The sequence below is a fragment of the Verminephrobacter aporrectodeae subsp. tuberculatae genome, from assembly GCF_026127385.1.
Taxonomy (GTDB): Bacteria; Pseudomonadota; Gammaproteobacteria; order Burkholderiales; family Burkholderiaceae_C; genus Acidovorax; species Acidovorax aporrectodeae.
Genome location: NZ_QZCX01000002.1, coordinates 1,062,889 through 1,083,106, shown reverse-complemented (window position 1 = coordinate 1,083,106; position 20,218 = coordinate 1,062,889). Strand labels below are relative to the sequence as shown.

The 20,218-nt window shown below is 66.6% G+C and carries 21 protein-coding genes and 3 pseudogenes; 14 read left to right on the top strand and 10 right to left on the bottom strand.

Annotated elements, in window-relative coordinates:
* Positions 1–26 precede the first annotated feature (26 nt).
* Genes eno through pyrG form a run of 4 tightly spaced genes read right to left on the bottom strand, consistent with a single transcriptional unit; the run spans position 27 to position 4,187 of the window.
* Positions 27–1,313: a phosphopyruvate hydratase gene (gene eno, locus D5041_RS12940; RefSeq protein ID WP_265257120.1), complete on the bottom strand. Its 1,287-nt coding sequence runs from the start codon at positions 1,311–1,313 to the stop codon at positions 27–29.
* Positions 1,314–1,361: 48 nt separating this feature from the next.
* Complete coding sequence (locus tag D5041_RS12935) at positions 1,362–1,652, bottom strand: DUF1330 domain-containing protein (RefSeq protein WP_029554345.1); 291 nt, start codon at positions 1,650–1,652, stop codon at positions 1,362–1,364.
* A 4-nt stretch (positions 1,653–1,656) separates the two neighbouring features.
* Positions 1,657–2,514, bottom strand: a complete 858-nt coding sequence (gene kdsA / locus D5041_RS12930) for a 3-deoxy-8-phosphooctulonate synthase (protein ID WP_265257121.1) — start codon at positions 2,512–2,514, stop codon at positions 1,657–1,659.
* On the bottom strand, positions 2,511–4,187 hold the full coding sequence (pyrG, locus tag D5041_RS12925; RefSeq protein WP_010104551.1) for a CTP synthase: 1,677 nt from the start codon (positions 4,185–4,187) through the stop codon (positions 2,511–2,513). Before pyrG ends, kdsA begins: the two co-directional genes overlap by 4 nt.
* An 85-nt stretch (positions 4,188–4,272) precedes the next feature.
* On the opposite strand from pyrG, the gene coaBC reads away from it, so the two are divergent.
* Together coaBC and dut are read left to right on the top strand one after the other, a co-directional pair.
* On the top strand, positions 4,273–5,496 hold the full coding sequence (coaBC, locus tag D5041_RS12920; protein ID WP_029554344.1) for a bifunctional phosphopantothenoylcysteine decarboxylase/phosphopantothenate--cysteine ligase CoaBC: 1,224 nt from the start codon (positions 4,273–4,275) through the stop codon (positions 5,494–5,496).
* Between the two features lie 26 nt (positions 5,497–5,522).
* Entirely contained in the window at positions 5,523–5,969 is a 447-nt protein-coding gene (gene dut, locus D5041_RS12915) for a dUTP diphosphatase (RefSeq protein ID WP_010104549.1), read from the top strand.
* A gap of 42 nt (positions 5,970–6,011) precedes the next feature.
* On the opposite strand, the gene D5041_RS12910 is transcribed toward dut, so the two are convergent.
* Positions 6,012–6,527: an FKBP-type peptidyl-prolyl cis-trans isomerase gene (locus D5041_RS12910; RefSeq protein ID WP_265281199.1), complete on the bottom strand. Its 516-nt coding sequence runs from the start codon at positions 6,525–6,527 to the stop codon at positions 6,012–6,014.
* 54 nt (positions 6,528–6,581) lie between these two features.
* On the opposite strand from D5041_RS12910, the gene D5041_RS12905 reads away from it, so the two are divergent.
* The 5 genes from D5041_RS12905 to D5041_RS12885 all read left to right on the top strand — a co-directional run bounded on the left by D5041_RS12905 (position 6,582) and on the right by D5041_RS12885 (position 9,552).
* Positions 6,582–7,754 carry a JmjC domain-containing protein gene (locus D5041_RS12905; RefSeq protein ID WP_265281201.1) on the top strand — a complete coding sequence of 391 codons (1,173 nt, stop codon included), beginning with the start codon at positions 6,582–6,584 and terminating at the stop codon, positions 7,752–7,754.
* Between the two features lie 86 nt (positions 7,755–7,840).
* Positions 7,841–8,131, top strand: coding sequence for a CopG family ribbon-helix-helix protein (locus tag D5041_RS12900; protein ID WP_010104014.1), 291 nt, complete (start codon positions 7,841–7,843; stop codon positions 8,129–8,131).
* Positions 8,128–8,412: a type II toxin-antitoxin system RelE/ParE family toxin gene (locus D5041_RS12895; RefSeq protein WP_010104013.1), complete on the top strand. Its 285-nt coding sequence runs from the start codon at positions 8,128–8,130 to the stop codon at positions 8,410–8,412. Before D5041_RS12900 ends, D5041_RS12895 begins: the two co-directional genes overlap by 4 nt.
* 113 nt (positions 8,413–8,525) lie before the next feature.
* Positions 8,526–8,885 (top strand): DUF2946 family protein, encoded by a 360-nt coding sequence (locus D5041_RS12890; RefSeq protein WP_040892675.1) that lies wholly within the window; start codon positions 8,526–8,528, stop codon positions 8,883–8,885.
* Positions 8,886–9,072: 187 nt separating this feature from the next.
* Positions 9,073–9,552, top strand: a complete 480-nt coding sequence (locus tag D5041_RS12885; RefSeq protein WP_265257126.1) for a copper chaperone PCu(A)C — start codon at positions 9,073–9,075, stop codon at positions 9,550–9,552.
* Positions 9,553–9,616: 64 nt separating this feature from the next.
* On the opposite strand, the gene D5041_RS12880 is transcribed toward D5041_RS12885, so the two are convergent.
* From D5041_RS12880 to D5041_RS12870, 3 genes are read right to left on the bottom strand one after another with little or no spacing between them, the layout of a single operon-like run.
* Entirely contained in the window at positions 9,617–10,849 is a 1,233-nt protein-coding gene (locus tag D5041_RS12880; RefSeq protein ID WP_265281203.1) for a CaiB/BaiF CoA transferase family protein, read from the bottom strand.
* A 7-nt stretch (positions 10,850–10,856) separates the two neighbouring features.
* The gene (locus tag D5041_RS12875) at positions 10,857–11,846 is read right to left on the bottom strand and encodes a tripartite tricarboxylate transporter substrate binding protein (RefSeq protein ID WP_265281204.1); all 990 of its coding nucleotides are present in this window, start codon (positions 11,844–11,846) and stop codon (positions 10,857–10,859) included.
* A gap of 40 nt (positions 11,847–11,886) precedes the next feature.
* Positions 11,887–12,762, bottom strand: a complete 876-nt coding sequence (locus D5041_RS12870) for an HpcH/HpaI aldolase/citrate lyase family protein (protein ID WP_265281205.1) — start codon at positions 12,760–12,762, stop codon at positions 11,887–11,889.
* Positions 12,763–12,855: 93 nt separating this feature from the next.
* Here D5041_RS12870 and D5041_RS12865 point away from each other — a divergent pair, with 93 nt between their 5' ends.
* From D5041_RS12865 to D5041_RS12855, 3 genes are read left to right on the top strand one after another with little or no spacing between them, the layout of a single operon-like run.
* On the top strand, positions 12,856–13,845 hold the full coding sequence (locus D5041_RS12865; RefSeq protein WP_265281206.1) for a LysR family transcriptional regulator: 990 nt from the start codon (positions 12,856–12,858) through the stop codon (positions 13,843–13,845).
* Positions 13,842–14,480, top strand: coding sequence for an ABC transporter ATP-binding protein (locus D5041_RS12860; RefSeq protein ID WP_265281207.1), 639 nt, complete (start codon positions 13,842–13,844; stop codon positions 14,478–14,480). Before D5041_RS12865 ends, D5041_RS12860 begins: the two co-directional genes overlap by 4 nt.
* Positions 14,480–15,709 carry a hypothetical protein gene (locus D5041_RS12855; RefSeq protein WP_010104002.1) on the top strand — a complete coding sequence of 410 codons (1,230 nt, stop codon included), beginning with the start codon at positions 14,480–14,482 and terminating at the stop codon, positions 15,707–15,709. Before D5041_RS12860 ends, D5041_RS12855 begins: the two co-directional genes overlap by 1 nt.
* Here D5041_RS12855 and D5041_RS12850 read toward each other — a convergent pair.
* Positions 15,704–15,934 (bottom strand): annotated as a pseudogene (locus tag D5041_RS12850) (mandelate racemase); the annotation flags it as partial. The gene D5041_RS12855 and the pseudogene D5041_RS12850 overlap by 6 nt on opposite strands.
* A 153-nt stretch (positions 15,935–16,087) precedes the next feature.
* On the opposite strand from D5041_RS12850, the gene D5041_RS12845 reads away from it, so the two are divergent.
* Together D5041_RS12845 and D5041_RS12840 are read left to right on the top strand one after the other, a co-directional pair.
* Positions 16,088–16,780: a GntR family transcriptional regulator gene (locus D5041_RS12845; protein ID WP_265257131.1), complete on the top strand. Its 693-nt coding sequence runs from the start codon at positions 16,088–16,090 to the stop codon at positions 16,778–16,780.
* Between the two features lie 50 nt (positions 16,781–16,830).
* Positions 16,831–17,724, top strand: a complete 894-nt coding sequence (locus tag D5041_RS12840) for a Bug family tripartite tricarboxylate transporter substrate binding protein (protein ID WP_265284885.1) — start codon at positions 16,831–16,833, stop codon at positions 17,722–17,724.
* Here D5041_RS12840 and D5041_RS12835 read toward each other — a convergent pair.
* Positions 17,716–17,970 (bottom strand): annotated as a pseudogene (locus tag D5041_RS12835) (DNA methyltransferase); the annotation flags it as partial. The gene D5041_RS12840 and the pseudogene D5041_RS12835 overlap by 9 nt on opposite strands.
* Before the next feature lie 173 nt (positions 17,971–18,143).
* Here D5041_RS12835 and D5041_RS12830 point away from each other — a divergent pair.
* Positions 18,144–18,425 (top strand): annotated as a pseudogene (locus D5041_RS12830) (ATP-binding cassette domain-containing protein); the annotation flags it as partial.
* A 472-nt stretch (positions 18,426–18,897) separates the two neighbouring features.
* Positions 18,898–20,208 (top strand): hypothetical protein, encoded by a 1,311-nt coding sequence (locus D5041_RS12825; RefSeq protein WP_265284884.1) that lies wholly within the window; start codon positions 18,898–18,900, stop codon positions 20,206–20,208.
* Positions 20,209–20,218: the final 10 nt, after the last annotated feature.

The window sequence follows — 20,218 nt, the reverse complement described above, 5'->3', positions numbered from 1 at the left end:
CAGCGGCCGGGCGTGGGGCGGACATGTCAGCGCAAGTTGCGGAACGCGGCGCGACCGGGGTAGTGAGCGACTTCGCCCAGGTCTTCTTCGATGCGCAGCAGCTGGTTGTACTTGGCGGTGCGGTCGGAGCGGCTCAGCGAGCCGGTCTTGATCTGGCCGGCGTTGGTTCCCACGGCGATGTCGGCGATGGTGCTGTCCTCGGTCTCGCCCGAGCGGTGCGAGATCACGGCGGTATAGCCCGCGCGCTTGGCCATTTCGATGGCGGCAAAGGTTTCGCTCAGCGTGCCGATCTGGTTGATCTTGATCAGGATGGCGTTGGCCACGCGCTTGTCTATGCCTTCCTTGAGGATTTTGGTGTTGGTCACGAACAGGTCGTCGCCCACCAGTTGCACCCTGTCGCCCAGGCGTTCGGTCAAATGCTTCCAGCCGTCCCAGTCGCTCTCGTGCATGCCGTCTTCAATGCTGATGATCGGGTATTTGTCGACCCAGGACGCGAGCATGTCGGTCCACTGCACGGCGCTGAGCGTCAGGCCACCCTCGCCCGCGAGCACGTACATGCCGTCCTTGTAGAACTCGCTCGCGGCGCAGTCCAGGCCCAGGGCAATCTGCTCGCCGGCGCTGTAGCCGGCGGCGGCTATGGCCTGCAGGATCAGGCGGATCGCCGCTTCGTGGTTCTCGACGTTGGGGGCAAAGCCGCCTTCGTCGCCGACGGAGGTGCTCATCCCCTGGTCGTGGATGATTTTCTTGAGCGCGTGGAACACCTCGGCGCCCCAGCGCAGGGCTTCGCGCAGGCTCGGGGCGCCCACGGGGATGATCATGAACTCCTGCAAGTCCAGGTTGTTGTTCGCGTGCGCGCCGCCGTTGATCACGTTCATCATGGGCACCGGCAACTGCACGCTGCCCATGCCGCCCAGGTAGCGGTACAAGGGCAGGCCGGATTCCTCCGCGGCCGCGCGGGCCACGGCCATCGACACGGCGAGTAGCGCGTTCGCGCCCAGGCGGCCCTTGTTCTCGGTGCCGTCCAGGTCGATCAGGGTCCGGTCCAGGAAGGCCTGCTCCGAGGCGTCGAGGCCCAGAACGGCTTCGGAGATTTCGGTGTTGATGTGCTCCACGGCCCGGAGCACGCCCCGGCCCAGGTAGCGGCTCTGGTCGCCGTCGCGCAGCTCGATGGCTTCCCGGCTGCCGGTGGACGCACCCGAGGGCACGGCGGCGCGGCCCATCACGCCCGATTCGAGCAGTACGTCGCATTCGACGGTGGGGTTGCCGCGGCTGTCGAGCACTTCGCGGCCTACGATGTCAACGATGGCACTCATGGTCTTCTCTCAGGTGGTTTGAAACTCTCATGCTGGCGGGCGCTCGGCTTACAAGCCCTCCACGCACACCATGCGCATCACGGCTGCGCCTGCGCGCGCGGCCCTGGCCTTGCGGTATTCGGGGCTGTCGTAGAACGCGCGCGCGGCCTCGACACTCGGGAACTTGAGGACCACGGTGCGGCCGGGGTCCCAGTCGCCTTCGAGCACCTGCACCTTGCCGCCGCGCACGCACACTTCGGCGCCATGGGCCTGCATGGCCAAGCTGCTCCACTTGCGGTATTCCTCGTACTGCGCGGGGTCGGTCACGGTGACGGACGCGATGATGTAGCCACTGCTCATGTTTTCATGCCTCAAAGTCGTTTTCCAGGAAGCCGTTCTTCTTGGTGACGCCGTCGAGCGCCACCAAGGTCTCCAGCAAGGCCCGCATGTGCTTGAGCGGAACGGCGTTGGGGCCGTCCGACAAGGCCTTGTCCGGGTCAGGGTGCGTTTCCATGAACAGGCCGGCAACGCCCGCGGCGACGGCGGCGCGGGCCAGCACCGGGACCATTGCGCGCTCGCCGCCGCTGCTGCTTCCCTGGGCGCCGGGCAGTTGCACCGAATGCGTGGCGTCGAACACCACGGGGGCGCCGCTGGCGCGCATGACGGCCAGGCTGCGCATGTCGCTCACCAGGTTGTTGTAGCCAAAGCTCGCGCCGCGCTCGCAGGCCAGGAAGCGGTCCTCGGACAGACCCGCGTCCCGGGCAGCAGCGCGGGCCTTGGCGATGACGTTGCGCATGTCGTGCGGCGCGAGGAACTGGCCCTTTTTGATGTTCACCGGCCTGCCGGAGCGCGCCGCAGCGTGGATGAAGTCGGTCTGGCGGCACAGGAAGGCGGGCGTTTGCAGCACGTCCACCACCTGGGCGGCTGCGCTGATGTCGTCTTCGGTGTGCACGTCGGTGAGCACGGGAACGCCGAGCTCGCGCCGGACCTTGGCCAGAATCTCCAGGCCCTTTTCCCGGCCCAGGCCGCGAAAGCTGGTGCCGCTGGAGCGGTTCGCCTTGTCGAAGCTGCTCTTGAAGATGAACGGGACGCCCAGGCTGGCCGTGATTTCCTTGAGCCGGCCCGCGACGTCCATTTGCAGTTGCCCGGATTCGATCACGCAGGGGCCGGCAATCAGAAGGAAGCGGTGTTCCAGGCCGACGTCATAGCCGCAGAGTTTCATTGCGCATCCTTCTCGCGCAAGCCGGCCTGGCTGCGCTGGTGCGCTAGCGCGGCCTCGATGAAGGCATTGAACAGCGGGTGACCATTCCAGGGGGTTGACTTGAATTCGGGGTGGAACTGCACGCCGACGAACCAGGGATGCATGCTCTGCGGAAGTTCCACGATTTCGGTGAGCTGCTCGCGCTGCGTGAGCGCCGAAATCACCAGGCCCGCCTTGCGCAGCGGCTCCAGGTAGTTCACGTTGGCTTCGTAGCGGTGGCGGTGGCGCTCGGTCACCACGTCACCGTAGATGCGGTGCGCCAGCGTGTTCGCGGATACGTCGGAGCTCTGCGCGCCCAGGCGCATGGTGCCGCCCAGGTCCGAGTCTGCGTCGCGCTTCTTGACGCTGCCGTCGGCGTCCTGCCACTCGGTGATCAGGGCGATCACGGGGTGCGGCGTGGCGGGGTCGAACTCCGTGCTGTTCGCGTCGGCCAGGCCGGCCACATGGCGGGCGTATTCGATGGTGGCCACCTGCATTCCCAGGCAGATGCCCAGGTAGGGCCGCCTGTGTTCGCGCGCAAAGCGCGCGGTGGCGATCTTGCCTTCCACGCCGCGCGGACCGAAGCCGCCCGGCACCAGGATGGCGTCGTACGGCGCGAGCTTTGCTGCCGCGTCGGCACCGTCGATGGTTTCGGAATCGACGTGCACGATCCGCACGCGCACGTGGTTGCGCATTCCGGCGTGGCGCAGCGCCTCGTTCAGCGACTTGTAGCTGTCCGACAGGTCCACGTATTTGCCGACCATGGCCACGCTGACCTCGCCCTGCGGGTGCTCGGTTTCGTGCACCAGATCGTCCCAGCGCCGCAGGCTGGTGGGCGGAGTGTTCAGGCGCAGCTTGTCGCAGATCAGGCCGTCGAGCCCCTGCTCGTGCAGCATGCGGGGCACCTTGTAGACGGTGTCCACGTCCCACACGCTGATCACGCCCCACGCGGGGACGTTCGTGAACAGCGAGATCTTGGCGCGTTCTTCCTCGGGAATGCGGCGGTCGGCGCGGCACAGCAGCGCGTCGGCCTGGATGCCGATCTCGCGCAGCTTTTGCACCGTGTGCTGCGTGGGCTTGGTCTTGAGCTCGCCTGCCGCGGCGAGCCAGGGCAGGTAGGTCAGGTGCACGAAGGCGGTGTTGTTCGGGCCCATGCGCAGGCTCATCTGGCGCACGGCCTCCAAAAAGGGCAGCGACTCGATGTCGCCCACCGTTCCGCCGATCTCGACGATGGCCACGGCCGCCGCGTCCGGCGTGCCGATGCCGGCGCCGCGCTCGATGAATTCCTGGATTTCGTTGGTCACATGGGGGATGACCTGCACGGTCTGGCCCAGGTAGTCGCCGCGGCGCTCCTTCTCCAGCACCGACTGATAGATCTTGCCGGTGGTGAAGTTGTTCGTCTTTCTCATGCGCGTTTCGATGAAACGCTCGTAATGGCCCAGGTCCAGATCGGTTTCCGCACCGTCGTCGGTCACGAAAACCTCGCCATGCTGGAACGGCGACATGGTTCCCGGATCGACGTTGATGTAGGGATCGAGCTTGATGAGGGTGACTTTGAGGCCCCGCGATTCGAGGATCGCGGCAAGGGATGCGGAGGCAATCCCCTTGCCCAGGGAAGACACCACACCGCCGGTGACGAAGACAAATTTGGCCATGTCTTTTTGGTGGTGGGAAATTGGAATTATAGGGGGCGACCCGCGGGCGGCCGGCGCGCGTGCCCGTCTGTTAAATTCCCCGCCCATGCATGAGCTTGCCGGAAAACACATGGTTCTGGGCCTGAGCGCGGGCGTCGCCTGCTACAAGGCGGCAGAGCTGTGCCGCCGGCTCGTCGAGGAGGGGGCCACCGTCCAGGTGGTGATGACCGAGGCGGCGCAGCAGTTCATCACCCCGCTCACCATGCAGACCCTGTCGGGGCGGCCGGTCTGCGGCTCGCAGTGGGACGCACGCGAGTCGAATGGCATGCCGCATATCAACCTGAGCCGCGGGGCCGACGCGATCCTGATCGCGCCGTGCAGCGCCGACTTCGTGGCGCGCCTGGCGCAAGGCCGGGCGAACGACCTGCTCAGCCTGCTGTGCCTGGCACGCCCCGTGCAGCGCGTGCCGCTGCTGCTGGCGCCGGCGATGAACCGCGAGATGTGGGCCCACCCGGCCACCCGGCGCAATCTGGCGCAGGCGGAGCAGGACGGCGCGCGCGTGCTGGGAGTCGGCAACGGCGAGCAGGCCTGCGGCGAAACCGGCGAAGGGCGCATGCTGGAGCCGGCGCAACTGCTCGAGGAACTGCTCGCCTTCTTCGCCCCCAAGCCGCTGGCCGGGCGCAAGGTGCTGGTGACGGCCGGGCCGACCTACGAAGCGATCGATCCGGTGCGCGGCATCACCAACCTGTCGAGCGGCAAGATGGGCTTTGCCATCGCGCGCGCGGCCCGTGAAGCGGGGGCCGACGCCACGCTGGTCGCAGGGCCCGTGCATCTGCCCACCCCGCGCGGCGTGCACCGTGTGAACGTGCAATCGGCCCGGGACATGCTGGCCGCGGTGGAGCAGCATGTCCAGGATGCTGCGGTTTTCATCGCCACGGCGGCCGTGGCGGACTGGCGGCCCGCTGCGCCGGCCGCGCACAAGATCAAGAAGGACGGCTCGGGGCAGCCGCGCACGCTGGACTGCGTCGAGAACCCCGACATTCTGGCCGCGGTGGCCCAGTCGCCGCGCGCCCTCGGGGGCGATCTGTTCTGCGTGGGCTTTGCGGCAGAAAGCCACGACCTGCTGGCCCAGGCCACGGCCAAGCGCGCGCGCAAGCAGGTTGCGCTGCTGGTGGGCAATATCGGCCCGGCCACCTTCGGGCAGGACGACAATGCCTTGCTGCTGGTCGATTCCCGGGGGCACCGCGAGCTGCCGCGCGCATCCAAGCGCGTGCTGGCCCGGCAACTCATGGCAGAGATCGCAACGCGCTTGCCGGCGCTGCGTTCCTGACGCGGCAGCGCAGAAGAGGAGCAAGCGTGCAGATTGACGTCAAGATTCTCGACCCGCGCATGGCCGATCGGCTGCCCGCCTACGCCACCCCCGGTAGCGCGGGACTGGACCTGCGCGCTTGCCTGGACGCGCCCCTGACCCTGCCGCCAAATGCATGGCAGCTGGTGCCCACCGGGATTGCCCTATTCATCGGAGACCCGGGATACGCCGCGCTGATCCTTCCGCGCTCGGGCCTGGGGCACAAGCACGGCATCGTTCTCGGCAACTTGGTGGGCCTGATCGACAGCGACTACCAGGGGCAGCTCATGGTGAGCGCCTGGAACCGCAGCCATGCGGCCTTCACCCTGGAGCCGATGGAGCGCCTGGCGCAACTGGTCATCGTTCCCGTCGTTCAGGCGCGCTTCAACGTGGTCGCCGAATTCGCCGCAACCGCGCGGGGCGAGGGAGGGTACGGGTCTACCGGCAAGGCGTGAGGCACAGCCCGCGCAGCGCCTTGCACTTGGGCCTGGCCGGGTTCAGTGCCGCAGAGAGCCGCCGGGCTGCACGCGGAAGAATCCCGTCCCGGCGCTGCCGCAGCCAATTTCCTCCGCGCTGGCCGCGCGCACCGCCTGCACGGTCAATTGCAGGCGCAGCCCCATGCCGGCCAGTGGATGGTTGCCGTCGAGCAGCACGTGCTCCGGGTAGACCCCGGCCACGGTGTATACGGCGTGGCGTGGTGCGTCCGGGCTACAGGCCTCGGGCAGGGCCATGCCATCCAGGGCCATGCCCTCCTCGACGTCGGCGGGCAGGAGCGCGCGCGGCGCGAGAAACAGCAATTGCTCGTCGAAGTCGCCAAAGGCATCCTCGGGTTCGAGCTGCAACGCCAGGGTGGCGCCGGCACTGCGACCCTGCAGGGCCTCTTCGATGCGGGGCAGAAGATCGTCGCCACCGACCAGGAATTCCACCGGCTCCTCAAGCAGGTCAAGCACTTCTCCGAGCGAGTCCTTGAGCGTCCAGGTCAGTGCGACCACGCATTGTCGGGTGATTTCCATAGGAGAATTGTCGCAGTTCGACCCACCATCCCGCCACCGGGCGCAGCCCCTCCCATGGATATCCAGCAAACCCTTGCCCTGCTCGGCGGACTGACTCCCGCGCAATTCATGCGCCGCCACTGGCAGAAAAAACCCCTGCTGGTGCGCCAGGCCATCCCCCGGTTTGCCCCGCCCGTGCTGCGGGCCGCGCTGTTCGCGCTGGCCGCGCGCGAGGGCGTGGAGTCGCGTCTGCTGCACTCGACCCCAGGGGCCTGGAAGCTGCGCCATGGGCCTTTCAGCCGCCGCGCGCTGCCCGCCCTGCAGCAGCCCGACTGGACCCTGCTGGTGCAGGGCGTCGATCTGCACGACGACGCGGCCCATGCGCTGCTGCAGCAGTTCCGCTTCGTTCCCGAGGCGCGGCTCGATGACCTCATGATCAGCTACGCCAGCGACGGCGGCGGCGTGGGGCCCCATTTCGACAGCTACGACGTCTTCCTGCTCCAGGCCCACGGCAGGCGCCGCTGGCGCATCGGCCGCCAAAAGGACTTGGCGTTGCGCAGCGACCTCCCGTTGAAGGTGCTGGCGCACTTCGCGCCCGAAGAGGAGTTCGTGCTCGACCCGGGTGACATGCTGTACCTGCCGCCGCGCTACGCCCATGACGGCATCGCCGAGGGGGAGTGCATGACCTATTCCATCGGCTTTCGGGCGCCTGCGCGCGCCGAACTCGCGCGCGAACTGCTGCTGCGCCTGGCGGACGATGTCGGCGACGACCCTTCCCGGCTGTACCGCGACGCGGGCCAGCCGGCCCTGTCGAACCCCGCGGCCATTCCCGCGGAGTTGCAGGCATTCGCCCACGCGGCCCTGTCCCGCGCCCTTGCGCAGCCCTTGGGGCTCGAGCGTGCGCTGGGTGCGTATCTGACCGAGCCCAAGCCCGGCGTGTGGTTCGAGGCCGGGGACGCCAGCGCGCTGCGCAAGGGCCTGCACCTGGACCGCCGCAGCCGCATGCTGTACGACGCGCAGCATGTTTTCATGAACGGCGAGAGCTACCGCGCGGCGGGGCACGACGCCCGCCTGATGCGGCGCCTGGCCGACGAGCGGCAGCTGACGGCGCGCGATCTGGCGCGCGCCAGCGACGCTGCGCTGGAACTGCTCGCGTCGTGGTGCGACGCGGGCTGGGCACATGCCGGGAGCGCCCGATGCACGCCCGGCAACGCCGCCGTTGCGTTCGCTGCGCGGCCTTCTGCATGATGCCCGGGACAGGGCTGCCACCAAAATCACCTTCGCCCTCCGCGTGTTATATTGCACCTCTCTTGTAACATCGTGAGGGTGACGACATGAGCGAAGCGACTTTCACTTTCCGGGTCGACGAGGCCCTGAAAAACGATTTCTCCAGTGCAGCCAAGACCCGCGACCGCAGTGCTGCGCAGATCCTGCGCGACTTCATGCGCGACTTCGTGCGGCAACAGCAGGAAGCGACCGAGCATGACGCCTGGTTCCGTCGCCAAGTGCAAATCGGCCTGGACTCGGCCAACGCCGGCAGGCTGATTCCAGCGGCCGAGGTCGAAGCCAGGTTCACGGCCAAGCGGGCGGCAACGCGCCACCGGCTTGAAGCCCAGACCGAATGATGGAACTGTTCTGGACGCTCGATGCGACCCAAGACCGCGACGAAATCCACGACTACATCGAGGCCGACAACCCGGCCGCCGCGCAGGCCCTCGACGAGTCGTTCGCGCAGAGATCCGGTCGCCTGCTCGATCATCCCGGCCTCGGCCGGCCCGGTCGCGTCGCCGGCACCCGCGAACTGGTAGTGCACCGCAATTACCTCCTGGTCTATGACGTGGCTGGCGACTTGGTGCGCGTGCTGCGCGTCTTGCACACGGCCAGGCAATGGCCGCCGCAGAACTGAGAGCGTGCGGGCCAGCTAATCGCCGCACGGGCAGGTCGGTCCGGTAGGTGCGCCGCGCATGGCCCTTCTGCGGGCGTGTCTACAATGCCCGGCTCTCCATGCTGCTGTCGCCCATGCAAACCATCCGCCACGCGCGCTGGCTCGCCCGCCTCGTACTGGCGTGGTTCGTCCTGTCCATCGGCGTGGCCGTGGCGTCGCCGCTGGTCAAGCCGCGGTCGATGGAACTGATCTGCTCGGGCTCGGGCGCCATCACGCTGCTGACCCAGACCGCCGACGGCACCCAGGAGATATCCAACCACCACACGCTGGACTGCCCCCTGTGCGTCCATGCCGGCGCGCCACCGTCCAGGCCAGCGTCTGGCCAGCCCGTGGTCTACCCGCGCGCGCAGACGCTGCGCCCCCTCCCCGCCGCGCATATCGCCGCGCGCACTGCCGCGCCGCTACCGCCGCGCGGCCCCCCAACCCATTCCTGATCCGCTGCCTGTTCGACGGTTGCCGGCGCTGGTGAAACATGCGCTGGCAAGCGCATGGCGTCAGCCATGGCGCACGCCCGGACTCGCGCCCAAGACCAGCGCACACCCCCGGGCCTGGAGTTTTCCGCAGCGGCTGGCCACAGCGCGCTGCCCCATTTTTCACCCAACCGAAGAGAGAAAGAACATCATGAAAAAACTGCTTCACACCGCTGTCCTGGCCTGCACCCTGACTGCCGCCCTGGCCTGCGCGGACCACGCTCCCGTCGCGGCCGACGGCGCCTGGGCGCGCGCCAGCGTGCAGGGCCAGAAAGGCACGGGCGCTTTCATGCGCCTCACGGCCAAGGACAGCATGCGCCTGGTGCGCGCCGAATCACCCGCTGCGGGAGTCACCGAGCTGCACGAGATGAAAATGGAAGACGGCATCATGAAGATGCGCGCCATTCCCGCGCTGGACCTGCCCGCCGGCAAGACGGTGGAACTCAAGCCGGGCGGCCGCCACATCATGCTGATGGACCTGAAGGCCCCGCTGATGAAGGGCAGCTCGGTGCCGATCAGCCTGGTGTTCCAGGACGCCAAGGGCGAGGAGGTCCGGCTCGACCTGACCGTTCCCGTGCACACCGTGACCCCTGACGGCGCCAGCGGCACTATGGACGGGCACAAACACTGAGCGGGAATTCATGGCCCGTGCAGCCCGAAGCCGACGCGTTTCAGCTTCGCTGTGGGTGGCGGTCTCACTGCGCTCCACGCAGGGTGCCCGCTCCATCATGCGGCGATGGCTTCCCTGTGTTCTGACACGCGTTCCCGCGCTGGCGAAGACGATCTGCTTCGGCGCGCACGGCATCGCCATGCTGGTCGAGAACCGGTGCGGCAAAGGGCGGTGGCCCGGGCGTGCGACCGAACTTCCAGCCGCGCGCAAAGCCCCGGTACGTGCCTGCTGCGGGGTGCTGAAACTTTTGCACCATGTCCCCGGCCAAGACCTGCGGAAAGTCGAACATGTCCTCCACCGAGCGTGCGGCCGCACAAGGCACCTCCTCACCGAACACGGCCTCCCATTCGAGCGCGGTGCGGGCCACCAAAGCCGCATGCAGCCGCGGAACGATCTCGGCGTGGTGCTGCGCGCGCTTGCGCACGGTGTCGTAGCGCTCGCAGAGCAGTTCCTGGAGTCCGGTCCTTGCACACAGTGCTTGCCAGAAGTGCGGTGTGTTGGCGGAGATGTAGATCGCACCGTCGCGTGTGGGGTGGATGCCCGTGACGCCGCCCGAACGCATCTCGCGGCCAACGTCGCGGGGCTCGCCTTCGACCCATACCATGCGCGCCGACTGCATGGCCAATGCCGAGCGCAGCAGCGAAACGCCCACGTACTGGCCCTGTCCGCTTTTCTCCCGTTCATAGAGCGCGGAAGACACCCCCCCGGCCACCAGAGCGGCGGCATAGTAGTCCACGACGGAACCACAGATGATTTCCGGCGGGCCGCCGCGCCGCGCCTGCATCGCGCACATCCCGGTCATGGTTTGCAGAACCTGATCGTAGCCAGCCCGGCCCCTGAGCGGGCCATCCTCGCCATAGCCGGTGACGGCACAGTAGATCAGGCGCGGATTGGATGCGCGCAATTGCTCGTACGCAATGCCCAGCCGCGGCGGTACGGCCGGGCGAAAGTTGTGTACCAGCACGTCGGCCTGGCGCACCAATGCCAGCAGGCGTTCGCGGTCCTCGGCATGCTTCAAGTCCAGCACCACGCCCCGCTTGCTGCGGTTGACACCCAGGAACGCGCGACTTTCCGCGTCCAGCGTGGATGGGTACTTGCGCAGTGTGTCCCCCCCCGGCGGCTCGACCTTCAGGACTTCGGCCCCCTGGTCGGCCAGCAGAGCACAGCCATACGGTCCGGCGATGTAGGCACCGAGGTCCAGTACCCGGACGCCGGTGAGGGGGCCGGTCGTGCAATCCGGTGCGCTGTTCTGGTTCATGGCTGCCTTAGTCCGCGAGGATGTTTTGTTGCTTTGCCAGCTGCTTCCAGCGCCCGATGTCGGCGGCGATGATGGTTCCGAACTGCGCTGGCGTCATCGGCTTGACCTGCGCGCCTTCGCGCAGGAATCGCTCCCTGACCTCGGGCTTGGCGAGCACCTGATTGACTGCGGCATTCAGTTTCTCCACGACGGAGGCCGGTGTGCCGGAGGGCGCCAGCAAGCCCCACCACAGCGAGAAGTCATAGCCGGTGACCGCTGACGAGAACGGAACGAGATCGGGCGCAATCGCGCTGGGCTGCGCGCTCGTGATTCCCACCGCGCGCACCTTGCCCGCGCGCACCATCGGCAGCAGGCTCGGGCCGCTGGCCATCAGCACCTGCGTCTGCCCGCTGATCAAATCCGTCACCGCAGGCCCCATGCCCCGGTATGGGATATGCGTGATGAACAGCCTGCCCGCCTGTGACTTCAGCAGTTCGGTACCGAACTGATTCACGCTGCCCGAGCCCGAAGATGCGTAATTGAACACGCCGGGCCTGGCCCGGATCGCGGCAATCAGTTCCTGGGGATTCCGGGCCGGGAAGCTGTTGTTGACGGCAACGATGAAGGGGCCATCGGCGAACATCGCCACGGGCGTCAGCCCTTTCTCCGGGTCAAAGGACATCTTGGGCTGAACCGCGGCGTTGGTGGTCATGCTCGAGGACACCGCCACCAGCGTGTAGCCGTCGGCCGGCGCGCGCGAAACCGCAGCCGTTCCGGTGGTGCCGCTGGCACCCGGGCGGTTGTCCACGATCACCGGTTGCCTGAGAACGTCCCCCAGTTCCCGGGCGATGGTCCGTGCGAAGACATCGTTGGAGCCTCCGGGAGGATAGGGCACGACCAAGGTGATCGGCTTCGACGGAAAGCTGTCCTGTGCCTGCGCCCCGCCCGCCAGCGCCGCTGCAACCGCGGCGGTGCCCAGAATGAGGCTGTGCACCCCGCTCGACAGACTCTTTTGCATGCTTGTCTCCTTGATTCATGGACGTGCGCAAGCCGGGAACTCAGTCGGCGGCCAGCAAGCCGAGGCCGCGCGCCGTGGCCACGATCGCCTGGGCGCGGCGCAGGAAGGGCCGGTCCACCATGCGGCCATCGACCAGGAATGCGCCGCTGCCGCGCGCCTTCGCGGCAGCGGCAGCTTCGATGACCTGCGTGGCGTGGGCGATCGCAGCGTCCGTCGGCCGGAACGCTTCGTTCGCCAACGCGACCTGACCCGGATGGATGCACGTTTTTCCCGCGAACCCCAGCCGCTGCGCAAGCCGCGCCTCGGCACGGTAGCCCTCGGCGTCGGCGATGTCGGCGAACGCGCCGTCGTAGGCTGGCACGCCGGCCTCGCCCGCTGCCATCCGGACAGCCAGCAGAACCTGTTGCACCGCGGCGACCTCCCGGCGCTCGATGCCCAGGGACTCAAACATGTCCCCCAGACCGACTTGCAGCCCCATCACCCGGGGATCGGCCGCAGCAAGCGCCGCGGCCTCGCGCAGGGATCGGGGCGTCTCGACGTTCACCAGCAACCGGATCCGATCGCGCACACCATGCGCGCGCTCGGCCCGCGCAATGGCCGCGCACGCTGCGCGCACGGCATCAACGCTCCCGGGTTTTGGCAAATTCAGGATGTGCAGGCCGGGCTGGACGACGGCGCGCAGGTCCGCCTCGAAATGCGGCGTGTCCACCGCATTCACGCGCACAATGACGCGCTTGGCGACCTGCGGGTCTGCCAAGCCATTACGCAACCATTCCCCGACCTTGCTGCGCGCCTCGGCCTTGCGATCCTCCACGACCGCATCTTCCAAGTCGATCGAGATGGCATCCGCAGCGCCAGCCATGGCTTTGGCAAAGAGATCGGGACGGGTTCCGGGCACGAACAGCTTGCTTCTCATGCCGGGCAGTGTGCGGCCCTCGCACCCGGCAAGAAAGCGGACCGGGCTTGGGAAAGAAGCAAGAAAATAGTGGGTCTGACGGATTCAAAACAGATGGAGACAGCCTTCCTGCAAACCTTCGCGCTGGTGGCGCAGACGGGCTCGATGGCCGAGGCCGCGCGCAGGCAGGATCTCAGCGCCACGGCGGTGGCGCTGCAACTGCGTGCCCTCGAGCGGGAACTGGGGGCCACGCTGGTGGCGCGCTCCGGACGCACGGTGCGCCCCACGCCGGCAGGGCACCGGCTACTCGATTGCGTCGGGGACATTCTGCGTGCAGTGCGGAGCCTGCACACCGTGGTGCGGGACGACGTGGTCGCGGGCGAGTTGCGTCTCGGCGCGATCAACACGGCGCTGCACACGCTGCTCCCGCACCTGCTGCATCGTGTGGCGACGGCCCACCCGGACGTGACCGTGTTCATTCAATCGGGCGCGTCCCTGCAATTGTTCGAAGCGGTCAGGCAGGGAGAGATCGACGCTGCGGTTTGCCTGCATCCAGAGTTCGCACTCGCCAAATCCATGGCCTGGGAGCCGTTGCGCGAGGAACCCTTGGTCGTTCTGGCACCGCGCGCCCTGGCGCAGCACGCACCCTTGGACCTGCTGCGCAGCCAACCCTTGCTTCGCTACGACCGCTCGGTTGGCGGCGGCAAGCTCGCCGACCGGTACCTGCGCAAGCACTGCATCGCGCCTCTGGAGCGATTCGAGCTGGGCTCACTCCTGGCGATCGCGCTCATGGTGCAAGAAGGCCTTGGCGTCTCGTTGGTACCCGACATCGATTCGCCACTCACGAATGGACTGGACATCGTCCGGCTACCCCTGCCCGATGCATCGGAGCCGCGCCGTCTCGGCGTGATCTGGATGCGCGGGTCGCCGCGCGCCCGGCTTGTCGCCGCCTTTCTTGCGCAAGCGCGCGCCGGGCTGACACCCATGAATCGCCTGGCTGCGCGCAAGAAAGCACGGGATGCAGGCGTCGGCCGGAGCGCACTGCGCGCCACGGTCGAAGCGCGGACCGACGGGCAGGACGCCGCAAGGGGGACGGTCGGATGAGCGGGAACCAGGCCACCTTGGACGTCAACCGGTTGCGCCACTCATACGAGGACCGGGTGATCTTCCACCGCGTGGGATTTTCGTGGACGGGGCCGGGAATCATATGTGTCTGTGGCCCCAACGGCTCCGGCAAGACCACTTTGCTGTCGATGCTTGGCGGCGCCTGTGTCCCCGACGAGGGCGATATCCTGGTGCTCGGGCGCAGCATGCGCATGGTACGTGGGCAAATCTTGCCTTTGCTGAGCTACGTGCCCGACGCATGCCCGGTGTACCCGTTCGTCACTGGCAGGGAGTGGCTCGACTTCGTTCAAGCCGCGCGCCGGCCCGCGATCTCGACGGCACCCGATCTGGTTCGGCGCTTCGGACTGGTGGATTCCCTCGAACTGCGCTTCAGCGCCATGTCGCTGGGCACGGCACGCAAGTTCATGCTCGCCGCCGGGCTGGGCACGCAAGCGCCGATCACCGTGCTCGACGAGCCGACCAACGGCCTTGACGCAGCGGCCCGCGACGTGCTTCGCGAGCAGTTGCTGGCGATCGCGGCATCGCGGCTGGTGGTGATGTGCTGCCACGATGTCGGCGAGCAACGCGCGCTTGGCGCCCGCTGCGTCGAACTGGCATCGCTGGAGACCGCCTGATGCACTCGCGCATGGGTCTGGTCCGCAGCTTGCTCTGGTGGCGCTTGCGGCATGTGGCCGAGGTCGCCTGCCGGCTGCTGGTGCGCCGTTGGCAGGGTGTGCTGTTCATCCTGCTACTGCTGTCGCCGCACGAGATGCCGATCCGGCAACAACTGCGCGTGCTCGCACACCCGGCGCTGGTGCTCACCACACCGGGCCCGGTGGCAACGGTGCTGGTCACCTGGGTGGCGATGCTCGCGCTGGCACATGCATGGGCGCAGGCCCAGGGCGAGGCGCTCACCGGCGGGGCGGCATGGGCCTTCGTGCAAACGCAACCCGTGCCAACGCAATGCCTGCGCAGGGTCGACCTCGCCGTGCTGGCCGTCTGTGATCTGCCACTGTTCTTGCCGTTCGTCGTGGCCCTTGCCGTGCTCCCGCAGGGGTCCCCGGCGCAACGTTGGTGGCAGGGCCTCGCCCTTGCCACGGCCCTGATCATGCTACCGGCCATGCAGTGGGCCCTGCGCTGGCGGCCACGCGAGGCCATGCGCGCAACAGTCGTGCAGTGCGTGGGGCTGTCCTGTCTGGCGCAGGGCTGGTCGCCCGCGCCCTTTGTGCTTGGAAGCGTCGCCACCGCGTGGTGGATGTTTCGGCGGGAAAAGGCCCGCGCACCCGGTGGCGTGCCTGCCGTACCGCGTCCACGCCGGCGCGCATGGGCCCTGCCACCGGGCGCGCCCATGTGCTTGCGCCTGGCTTGGATCGACCTGCGTGGGCTGATCGGTGCGCGGCAATGGTCGCGCCACGCCACGCTGCTGGCCTGGGCCGGACTACCGTGGTTGGTGCACGAATACCTTGGCGCGTACGGCGTAGCGACGCAAACTGTCACCGTAGCCGTCGTGCTCACGGCGATGCCCTTGCTCTTCGCCGTGTCCGGCCTGGCGTTCGATCTGCGGCGCATGCACGAACCCCTGCGCGCGCTCAACGCGAGCCTGGGTCTGGGTCCGTGCTACGTCCATGGCGTGGGTCTGGGCGTGCTGCTGTTCTTGTTCGTGATCCTGGTTCTGCCGCTGACGGTCGCCGCCTGGCTCCGTCGCGCAAGCCCCGTGGTGCTCATGATCCTGCCCATCACGGGCCTGGCACTGCTCGCATGCGCCGCCCTCAATTTCCGCGGCGGGCACGCGGGCTTCGTTCCGAAGTTCCTGGTCTGCGCAGCCGCCACCGGGGTTGTACTCCGGCTTATTTTGCAGTCATGACGCAAGACTTCTCATCTCGGAGATCAGATCTGCCTTTCCTTCGAAGCCAATACCGACCAGTTCGGGCATGGTGATATGACCTTGCTCCACACGAACGCCGTCGGGAAAGCCACCAAAAGGCTGGAAAAGGTCGGGATACGACTCGTTGCCACCAAGGCCCAACCCAGCCGCAATATTGAGAGACATCTGGTGTCCTCCGTGCGGTATGCAACGGCGCCACGACCAAGCAGATTCGTCCAGCATCTGGCTACAGCGTGCGTCCCGACCCAGAAAATGCAGCCCCTGCACAGGCCAGGTGCCATGGAGGCTCCGTGTAATTACCAGTGGCCATTTGCGGCGGCAAACGTATACGATATCCTGCAAACAAAGGACCCCCGCATGCTCCCCTGGCTTGCCGAACCGGCCTCCGACCATCTCTCGACCGTGCGCGACACCCCGCTCGCGAAGCTGGTGCGCGACGACATGCTGGCCATGATTCTGCGGGGTGAACTGCAGCCCGGCGAACGCATCAACGAGCCCGATGTCGCCTCCCGGCTCGGCGTCTCGCGGGTTCCCGTGCGAGAGGCCTTGCGCGAACTCGAAGGCACGGGACTCGTGATCGCGCGCAAGCACGCCGGCGTCTTCGTGCGGGAGCCCACTGCGGGGGAGGTGCGCGACCTGTATGAAATGCGCGGCCTGCTCGATGGCTTTGCCGGGCGCCGCGCGGCACGGCTCGAGGACGCGGCGCGCACCGCCCTCGCCAACCTGCTCGACGCATCGATCACCGCCATGGACACAGCCTCCGACGCGCACGACGTGCAGCGCTACTACCGCGAAAACCTCCGCTTCCACTGGGCCATCGTCGAGGCAGCGGACAACCACGCACTGGCCGAGACCTACCGGACGGTCGTGCAGAAACTGCACTTGTCGCGCCTCAGGAACCTCGCGCAGGACATGGGCATGCGCGCGTCGATCGCCGAGCACACGCGCATCGCCCGCGCGCTGCGCAAGGGTGACGTCGCCCGCTGCGAAGACCTCATGGCGCGCCATGTGAGCGACGCCTACGACCGCCTGCAGCGCCGCCACCGCTGAACGCCCGGTACCAGCCGCTTTCGCTTCAACCACAACCACGGGAGACACGCATGCAACGCCGCGCCTTCACGCTGGCCCTTCCTTCCTGCGCCTTCCCCGGACTGCACAGCCTTGCGCACGCGCAGGACTTTCCGAACAAGCCCATCCGCTACATCGTGCCGGTCGCAGCCGGCGGCGGCAGCGACATGGTGGGCCGCGCCGTCACCGAACGCTGGGGCAAGCTGCTCAAACAGAGCTTCATCGTCGACAACCAGGGCGGTGGCGGCGGCGTGATCGCCTCGCAGAACACGGCGCGCGCAGCGGCAGACGGCTATACGCTGATGCAGGGCTACGTCGCCACGCACGGCACCAGTCCCGCGACGCGCCAACTGCCCTACGACCCCATCAAGGACTTCACGCCCATCGGCATGATCGGCGGCACGCCCAACGTGCTGGTGATCAACACCGACTTGCCGATCAGCGACTTCCGGCAGTTCGTCGAGTACACGCGGGCCAACGCGGGCAAGCTCAGTTACGGCTCGGCGGGAACGGGCTCGCTGACTCACCTGACGATGGAGTTGCTCAAGCAGCAGACCGGCCTGCAGATGACCCACGTGCCCTACCGCGGCGTCGCTCCGGCCTTCACCGACCTGTTGGGCGGGCAGACGCAGGCCATGTTCCCCGGCCTGGCTGCGGCGATGCCGCACATCAAATCAGGCCGCGCGCGTGCGCTGGCGGTGACCGGCAAGACGCGCCATCCGCAGATCAAAGACGTGCCTCTGCTCGAAGAGTTGGGCCTGAAAGGCTTCGATGCAATGCAGTGGTACGGCGTGGTCGGTCCGGCGAACATGCTGCCCGCCGTCATGCGGCGGCTCAACGACACGCTGAGCGCGGCGCTCAAGACGCCCAACCTGAGGGAGAGGCTGGCGCTCGATTTGGTTCTATGGAGGCGACAACTATTCTGACGCAGGGGGCTCGTCGAAGGACTGCCCTGTGGCCAGCAAGGTGACCGGAATGTCGGGATGGTTCTGCTCGAAGCGCCGGACAGCAACGTCCACGTACTGCGGCGCAATCTCGACAGTGCGGCACACACGGCCAGTGCGCTCAGCGGCCAGCATCGTCGTGCCACTGCCGCCAAAGGGCTCAAACACGACATCGTCCGGGTCTGAGTAGGCCTCAATCACAAACTCTGGCAGTGCTACCGGGAACACGGTTCTGATCAACCCACTTTTGCTGGGGGCCTGGAACCACCCCTTCAGACTCATACCACGTTGGACAAGGTCATTCTTTGTAAATATTTATTGCATTCTTAAGATAAGGTAAGTACACTCGCCCCCAGACCATCCCGCCGCGTGCGCGGCCTCACTGAGAAGGCAGGTGTTCAATGCTTGGATCCACGCTGGCGCGCGCGCCTGTCGTCGAAGAAGGCCGCGCGGCGGCGCTGCACCTGCACGCCGTGGGCAAATCGTTCGGGCGGGTGGCGGCGCTGCGCGCGGTCACGCTGGCGGTCGATCCGGGCAAATACCTCACCAACCTGGGCCCCAGCGGCTCGGGCAAGTCGACGCTGCTGCGCCTGATTGCCGGGTTCGACCACCGGCCCGACACCGGCCGGATCGAGGTCCTTGGCCAGGACTTGGCGGGCCGCAGCGTGCACGAACGCGGGGTCACCGGCAACGAGCAGGAGGCGTTGGCGCTGGGCAGCCGCGTGGCCGTTCTCGACCAGGGCGCGCTGGTGCAGATCGATACGCCGCGCCGGCTGTTCGAGCGGCCAGCAAGCAGCCAGGTGGCCCGCTTGCTCAACTGCTTCAACCCGCTGTCCGGACAGGCCGCCGGGGGGCACCTGGCGGGGCCCGCGTTCGATGTGCCCTTGCCCGACGTTGCCGCGCAGTGGCGCGGGGCGGCGCTGTGCATGGTCCGGCGCGACCGGGTGCAGGCCGACGCAGACCCGCTCGGGAATGACGCGGGCGTGGACAGCGACCCCCGCATGGCCCGCATCACGGGCGCGTATCTGGCGAGCGAATACGCCGGCTCGCACGTAGTCGCGATCTTCGAGACCGGCGCCGGCGCGCATTTCGAGGCCGAGTACCACCTGAGTGCTGGCGCCGGGAATGGTCTGGATGCTGCTACCGATGCTCTGCGTGAGCTTCTGGATCCAGACCCCGTTCACGATAGAGCCGACGCTGACGCTGGACAGCTGGCGCGCCTTCTTTGCCACGCCGACCTACGTCGGCGCGCTGTGGACCACGGTCAGCCTGTGGCTCATCACGCTGCTGGTCTGCCTGCTGCTGGGCTACCCGGTGGCGCTGTACATCGGCCTGTGCGTGAAGAACAAGACCGTGCAGACCGCGCTGCTGGCGCTGTGCGTGATCCCGTTCCTGATCCGCGTGCTCGCTTGGCGGCCGATGCTTGGCAGCGAGGGCGCAATCAACCTGATGCCGATGCAGTTCGGGGTCATCAGCGCGCCGCTGCAGATCCTGCTGTTCAGCCCCTTGGCGGTGGTGATCGGCATGGTCCAGATCTACGTGGTCTTCATGGTCGACCCGGTGGCCTTCATGCTCTCGCGCATCGACCCCGACCTGATCGAAGCCGCGCGCGACCTCGGGGCCGGGAGGATTTTGCGCACCATCGTGCTGCTGCTGAGCATGCCCAGCGTGGTATATCTTAAGGATAGGAGTCGAAAAATGTTGAAGTACGCGCGCCGCATCAAGCTTGCTATTATCGTGGGGGCTTTCCTGGTTTCGACCATTGCTTTAGCTAATCCGACCACTCGGGTTTATCGAGGTTCAACGCAGTCGCCCTCTGTCGTTTTCCAGGGGGGGTTTAGTGCTGGTGTTGGTGCTGATGGTAGTGGTGGTGATATCAATCTGATTCACCACGTATGGGGTGAATCATGTAATGATGGAACGAGCGCATGGATAAGCACAAGTAGCGATCAGCGCACTGCAGAAGAGTTTGGTTTACAGTCGCTTGAGCCCCTGCCGTCTGGACCTCAAAATGTAGCATATCTGTATACGATTCGCACGGATGTTACTTTCACAAGCATTCGGGACATATTCGAGATAGCTGCTAACGACACTACCAATTATACCGGAGCGCAGAGGCGGACACTCCAAAATAGAATGGAGGACAGCTATATTGCCAGTGAACATGAATTTATAGTACACTTCATACCTACAAGCAATATTGTTTCTGCGCGGGCCATGTGGTTCGATTCCAATGACATGATTGTCTACGGCCCTACAACACCGAATCCACACTACGTGGATGCGGATACACATGCTGGAAGTCCATCAGCTGAAGACCCATCATTTATAATAACTTCGTATATTCCAGCAGCGGACATACGAGAGGATGATGGCAGCAGTGACAGCTCTTCTTCGACTTGTTCAAATTCTTCTTCTTCTTCTTCTGGTTGTTCACCACCTAAAAGAGCATACTTAGCCCCTTGAAAATCAAATA

What these genes read in the sequence shown, in the direction of transcription:
- D5041_RS12840 (WP_265284885.1), top strand. Translation starts at nt 16,831, where the DNA reads ATGCAACGCCGCGCCTTCACGCTGGCCCTTCCTTCCTGCGCCTTCCCC.
- D5041_RS12845 (WP_265257131.1), top strand. Translation starts at nt 16,088, where the DNA reads ATGCTCCCCTGGCTTGCCGAACCGGCCTCCGACCATCTCTCGACCGTG.
- kdsA (WP_265257121.1), bottom strand. Translation starts at nt 2,514, where the DNA reads ATGAAACTCTGCGGCTATGACGTCGGCCTGGAACACCGCTTCCTTCTG.
- D5041_RS12885 (WP_265257126.1), top strand. Translation starts at nt 9,073, where the DNA reads ATGAAAAAACTGCTTCACACCGCTGTCCTGGCCTGCACCCTGACTGCC.
- D5041_RS12870 (WP_265281205.1), bottom strand. Translation starts at nt 12,762, where the DNA reads ATGAGAAGCAAGCTGTTCGTGCCCGGAACCCGTCCCGATCTCTTTGCC.
- D5041_RS12890 (WP_040892675.1), top strand. Translation starts at nt 8,526, where the DNA reads ATGCAAACCATCCGCCACGCGCGCTGGCTCGCCCGCCTCGTACTGGCG.
- pyrG (WP_010104551.1), bottom strand. Translation starts at nt 4,187, where the DNA reads ATGGCCAAATTTGTCTTCGTCACCGGCGGTGTGGTGTCTTCCCTGGGC.
- eno (WP_265257120.1), bottom strand. Translation starts at nt 1,313, where the DNA reads ATGAGTGCCATCGTTGACATCGTAGGCCGCGAAGTGCTCGACAGCCGC.
- D5041_RS12935 (WP_029554345.1), bottom strand. Translation starts at nt 1,652, where the DNA reads ATGAGCAGTGGCTACATCATCGCGTCCGTCACCGTGACCGACCCCGCG.
- D5041_RS12905 (WP_265281201.1), top strand. Translation starts at nt 6,582, where the DNA reads ATGGATATCCAGCAAACCCTTGCCCTGCTCGGCGGACTGACTCCCGCG.
- D5041_RS12895 (WP_010104013.1), top strand. Translation starts at nt 8,128, where the DNA reads ATGATGGAACTGTTCTGGACGCTCGATGCGACCCAAGACCGCGACGAA.
- D5041_RS12860 (WP_265281207.1), top strand. Translation starts at nt 13,842, where the DNA reads ATGAGCGGGAACCAGGCCACCTTGGACGTCAACCGGTTGCGCCACTCA.
- D5041_RS12910 (WP_265281199.1), bottom strand. Translation starts at nt 6,527, where the DNA reads ATGGAAATCACCCGACAATGCGTGGTCGCACTGACCTGGACGCTCAAG.
- D5041_RS12900 (WP_010104014.1), top strand. Translation starts at nt 7,841, where the DNA reads ATGAGCGAAGCGACTTTCACTTTCCGGGTCGACGAGGCCCTGAAAAAC.
- D5041_RS12855 (WP_010104002.1), top strand. Translation starts at nt 14,480, where the DNA reads ATGCACTCGCGCATGGGTCTGGTCCGCAGCTTGCTCTGGTGGCGCTTG.
- coaBC (WP_029554344.1), top strand. Translation starts at nt 4,273, where the DNA reads ATGCATGAGCTTGCCGGAAAACACATGGTTCTGGGCCTGAGCGCGGGC.
- D5041_RS12875 (WP_265281204.1), bottom strand. Translation starts at nt 11,846, where the DNA reads ATGCAAAAGAGTCTGTCGAGCGGGGTGCACAGCCTCATTCTGGGCACC.
- D5041_RS12865 (WP_265281206.1), top strand. Translation starts at nt 12,856, where the DNA reads ATGGAGACAGCCTTCCTGCAAACCTTCGCGCTGGTGGCGCAGACGGGC.
- D5041_RS12880 (WP_265281203.1), bottom strand. Translation starts at nt 10,849, where the DNA reads ATGAACCAGAACAGCGCACCGGATTGCACGACCGGCCCCCTCACCGGC.